Source organism: Synechococcus sp. H55.11 (assembly GCF_047462475.1).
Classification (GTDB): Bacteria; Cyanobacteriota; Cyanobacteriia; order Thermostichales; family Thermostichaceae; genus Thermostichus.
This window is the reverse complement of sequence record NZ_JANSJI010000263.1, coordinates 1-4,297: the sequence shown is the minus strand read 5'-3', so window position 1 is coordinate 4,297 and position 4,297 is coordinate 1. Positions and strand designations below refer to the sequence as shown.

General features: G+C 61.2%; 4 protein-coding genes. All 4 read left to right on the top strand.

Annotated features, from left to right (window positions below; translation table 11 throughout):
- Nucleotides 1–432 (top strand): metal ABC transporter solute-binding protein, Zn/Mn family (locus NW853_RS10695; RefSeq protein ID WP_414349001.1); only part of this gene is annotated, 432 nt, incomplete at its 5' end.
- Between the two features lie 72 nt (nt 433–504).
- Complete coding sequence (aspS, locus tag NW853_RS10690) at nt 505–2,310, top strand: aspartate--tRNA ligase (protein WP_414349000.1); 1,806 nt, start codon at nt 505–507, stop codon at nt 2,308–2,310.
- Nucleotides 2,311–2,370: 60 nt separating this feature from the next.
- Nucleotides 2,371–3,147 carry an enoyl-ACP reductase FabI gene (gene fabI, locus NW853_RS10685; RefSeq protein WP_414348999.1) on the top strand — a complete coding sequence of 259 codons (777 nt, stop codon included), beginning with the start codon at nt 2,371–2,373 and terminating at the stop codon, nt 3,145–3,147.
- A gap of 21 nt (nt 3,148–3,168) precedes the next feature.
- Nucleotides 3,169–4,284: an AI-2E family transporter gene (locus tag NW853_RS10680; protein ID WP_414334225.1), complete on the top strand. Its 1,116-nt coding sequence runs from the start codon at nt 3,169–3,171 to the stop codon at nt 4,282–4,284.
- Nucleotides 4,285–4,297: the final 13 nt, after the last annotated feature.

Here is a 4,297-nt window from a genome sequence, read left to right as displayed (position 1 = left end):
GCCGCCTATCGGGCGGAGCTGGAAGAGCTCCACGCCTGGATCGCGGAGCAGATTCAGACCATTCCCCCTGGCAACCGGGTTTTGGTGACCACCCACGATGCCTTTGCCTACTACACCCAAGCCTACGGCCTGAAGATGGGGGGATCCCTCTTGGGGATCAGCACCGAGGAACAGCCCAGCGCCCAGACGGTGGCTCGGTTGGTGGAGGAGATCCGCGCCCTGGGGGTGCCGGCGGTTTTTGCCGAGACCACCCTTAACCCCGCTCTCATCCAAACGGTGGCCGCCGAAGCGGGAGTCCAGGTGGCCGAACAGGAACTGTACTCGGACTCCCTAGGGGAGCCAGGCAGCGGTGCCGAAACCTACATCGCTATGATGCGCCACAACACCTGCACGATTGTGGGGGCCTTGGGCGGATCCCCTGATTGTCCTTGAGGGGCAGAATCGAGGCAGGGGGGCTGAGTTTTGTATGATAGGGGCTCAGACCCTTGTTTTCTTACCGCGTCCATGCCTGCTGCTATCCGTCGCCCGCCCCGTTCCCTCTATTGTGGCCAAGTGCGCCCAGCTCACATCGGCCAGAGTGTCACCCTCTACGGCTGGATCGACCGCCGCCGCGACCACGGGGGGGTGATCTTTCTCGATCTGCGGGATCGCTCCGGCATTGTGCAACTGGTGGCGGATCCCCAGAAGACCCCCCTCTCCTACGAGCTGGCGGGGCAGGTGCGCAACGAATATGTGGTACGGGCAACGGGAACGGTTCAGCGGCGGCCTGAAGACTCCTTTAACCCCCGCCTGGCCACCGGCGAAGTGGAGGTCTACGCAGAAGAGCTGGAAATTCTCAGCCGCGTGGGCAAGCAGCTTCCCTTCAGTGTCTCGGGGGAAGAAGGGGAAGAGGTGCGGGAGGAGATTCGCCTGCGCTACCGCTACTTGGACTTGAGGCGGGAGCGCTTGTCCCGCAACCTGCAACTGCGCCACCAGGTGATCAAGGCCATTCGCCGTTTTCTGGAGGACGAAGAAGGCTTTATCGAGGTGGAGACCCCCATCCTCACCCGCTCCACCCCCGAAGGTGCCAGAGATTACTTGGTGCCCAGCCGCGTCAACCCCGGCGAGTGGTTTGCCCTGCCGCAGTCGCCCCAGCTTTTTAAGCAGTTGCTGATGGTGGCTGGCGTGGATCGCTACTACCAAATTGCCCGCTGTTTTCGGGATGAAGATCTGCGGGCGGATCGCCAGCCGGAGTTTACCCAGTTGGACATGGAGATGAGCTTCCTGGATCAGGAGGCAATCTTGGAGCTCAACGAGCGGCTCATCGGCCACATCTTCAAAACCGTCAGAGGGATCGACCTGCCCCGTCCCTTCCCGCGGCTGACCTACGCCGAGGCTATGGCCCGCTACGGCTCCGACAAACCCGACACCCGCTTTGGGCTGGAGTTGGTGGATGTTTCGGGGGTGTTTCAGGGATCCCGCTTTCAAGTCTTCGCCAAAGCCCTGCAGCAGGGGGGAGTGATCAAGGCTCTGCCGGTGCCCGGCGGCGACGAGAGGATCTCCAACACCCGCATCAAGCCCGGCGGCGATCTGTTCAAGCTGGTTACCCAGTACGGGGCGGGCGGCCTGGCCTTCATTCGGGTGCGCGCCGGCAGCCTCGATACCATTGGTGCCCTCAAGGAAAGCCTTAGCCCTGAGCAGGAGAAGCAGTTGCTGCAGATGACCAACGCCAAGCCAGGGGATCTGCTGCTGTTTGGGGCAGGGCCGGCTGCCGTGGTCAACGAGTCGCTGGGCCGCCTGCGGCTGCACCTGGGGCAGGAGCTGGGCTTGATCCCGGAGAACGCCTTGAATCTTCTCTGGATCACCGATTTCCCCATGTTTGAGTTCAACGCCGAGGAAAACCGCCTAGAAGCCCTGCACCACCCCTTTACCGCTCCCCACCCCGACGACTTGGCCGACCTAAAAACGGCGCGGGCCCAGGCCTACGACCTGGTCTGGAACGGCGTGGAAGTGGGCGGGGGATCCCTGCGCATCTACCAGCGGGAGATCCAGGAGCAGGTTTTCCAGGCCATCGGCCTCACCCCTGAGCAGGCGCGGGACAAGTTTGGCTTTTTGCTAGAAGCCTTTGAGTACGGCACGCCGCCCCACGGGGGCATCGCCTACGGCCTAGACCGGCTGGTGATGCTGCTGGCGGGGGAAGATTCCATCCGCGATGTCATCGCCTTTCCCAAAACCCAGCAGGCCAGGTGTTTGCTCACCGGCGCCCCTGCCGGCGTCGAGGCCAAGCAGCTCAAAGAACTGCACGTGGCTTCCACCTATCAGCCCAGCTAAGGGATCCCTTCTTCTGTGGGAGGATAGATAAACAATGCACCCCTACTCCTTGTTCTCCCTATGCTAGACCTGACCGGAAAAAAAGCCTTGGTAACCGGCATTGCCAACGAGCGTTCTATCGCCTGGGGCATTGCCCAGCAACTGCACAAAGCGGGAGCTACGTTGGGGGTTACCTACTTGCCAGACGAGCGGGATCGCTTCAAAACCAAAGTCCAGCAATTGACGGAGCCCCTACAGCCCGACTTTCTCCTTCCCTGCGATGTGCAAAGCGACCAGCAGATCAACGATCTGTTTCAAGGGGTGGCCCAAAAATGGGGTCAGGTCGATATCTTGGTTCACTGCCTGGCTTTCGTTAAAAAAGAAGAGCTGAGCGGCAACTTTAGCGATATTTCCCGAGAAGGGTTTGCCCTGGCCATGGATGTGAGCACCTACTCCCTGATTGCCCTCTGCCGGGCCGCCAAGCCCCTCTTGAGAGCCGGCAGCAGCATCCTCACCCTCACCTATCTGGGGGGAGTGCGGGTGGTGCCCAACTACAACATGGCCGCTGTCACCAAAGCGGGCCTGGAAACCTGCGTTCGCTACCTGGCGGCCGAGCTGGGCCCTGCCGGGATCCGGGTGAATGCTATCTCTGCCGGGCCCATTCGCACCCTGGCTTCTTCGGCGATTTCGGATTTTCATGCCATGCTGCACGCGGTGGAGGAGAAAGCTCCGCTGCGGCGCAATATCACCCAGCTCGAGGTGGGCAATGTGGCTGCTTTTTTGGCCAGCGACCTGGCCAGCGGCATTACCGGCCAGGTGATCTATGTGGATAGTGGATATAGCATCCTGGGTTTTTAGGCTCTTGGGGATCCCCCTGGCATGAATCGCTTCTCGCCCTTGCAGCGGCTGCTGCTCACCTGGATTTTGATCGTCATTAGCGGCTGGCTGGCCCTGCAGGTGGGCCGGTTGTTTGGCCATCTGCTCACCACCATCCTGACGGCGGCGGTGCTGGCCTTTTTGCTCAACTATCCGGTACAGGTGCTGCGGCGCTATCGGGTCAGTCGGGGTTTGGCGGTCACCCTGGTTTTTGCCCTGTCGGTGGTGCTGCTGGCCTTGGTAGGGATCGCCATCGTGCCCATCCTGGCCAAGCAGGTGGTGCAGTTGGGGGCGCGGATCCCGGAGTGGGTGGATACCTTACAAAGCTGGCTGGATCAAATCAGCCTGTGGGCGGCAGAGCGCAACATCAACCTCGGCCAGACAGAGCTGGTGAACACCCTCCTCAACCGCCTGCAGGCCAGCGCCGAAAAAATTGCCGGCCAATCCCTGGACATCCTCCTGGGCACCTTTAACCAGGTGATCGATTTGGTGTTGGTACTGGTGTTGGCCCTCTACATGCTGCTCTACGGCGGCCAGTTTTGGCAGGGGTTGCTCAGCCTCTTTCCCAAGCCCTGGGGGCCGCGCATCGGCGAAGCCCTGGCTCTGAGTTTCCAGAACTTTCTCATCAGCCAGTTGGTGTTGGGGTTCATCATGGCCCTGATGCTGGTGCCAATTTTTGGTTTTTTGCGCGTGCCCTTCGGGCTTTTGTTTGGCCTGTTGATCGGCCTGCTGGAGGTGATCCCGCTGGTGGGAGGCTTTATCGGCATCGGCGCGGCAGCGGTGCTGCTGGCCTTTCAGGATATCTGGCTCAGCCTCAAGGTGGTGCTGGTCTCCCTAATTGTGCAGCAGGTTAAGGATCGGGTCATCGCCCCTCGCCTGATGGGGGAGCTGATTGGCCTCAACCCGGTGTGGATCTTGATCGCCCTGTTGGTGGGGGCGCAACTGGGGGGTATTCTGGGCGTGATCATCGCCATTCCCCTCTCTAGCGTGGTCAAAAGCCTCTACGAGATCGCCCGTTCTGCTGACTTGGCCGCCGAAGAGGGTGGCAAGCTGACCTCTCTTGGCGAAAGCCTTAGGGAAACTCGCCGGGATCCCGCCTTGCCCAAGCCAGAGACCTAGCAGGTCTAGCCCC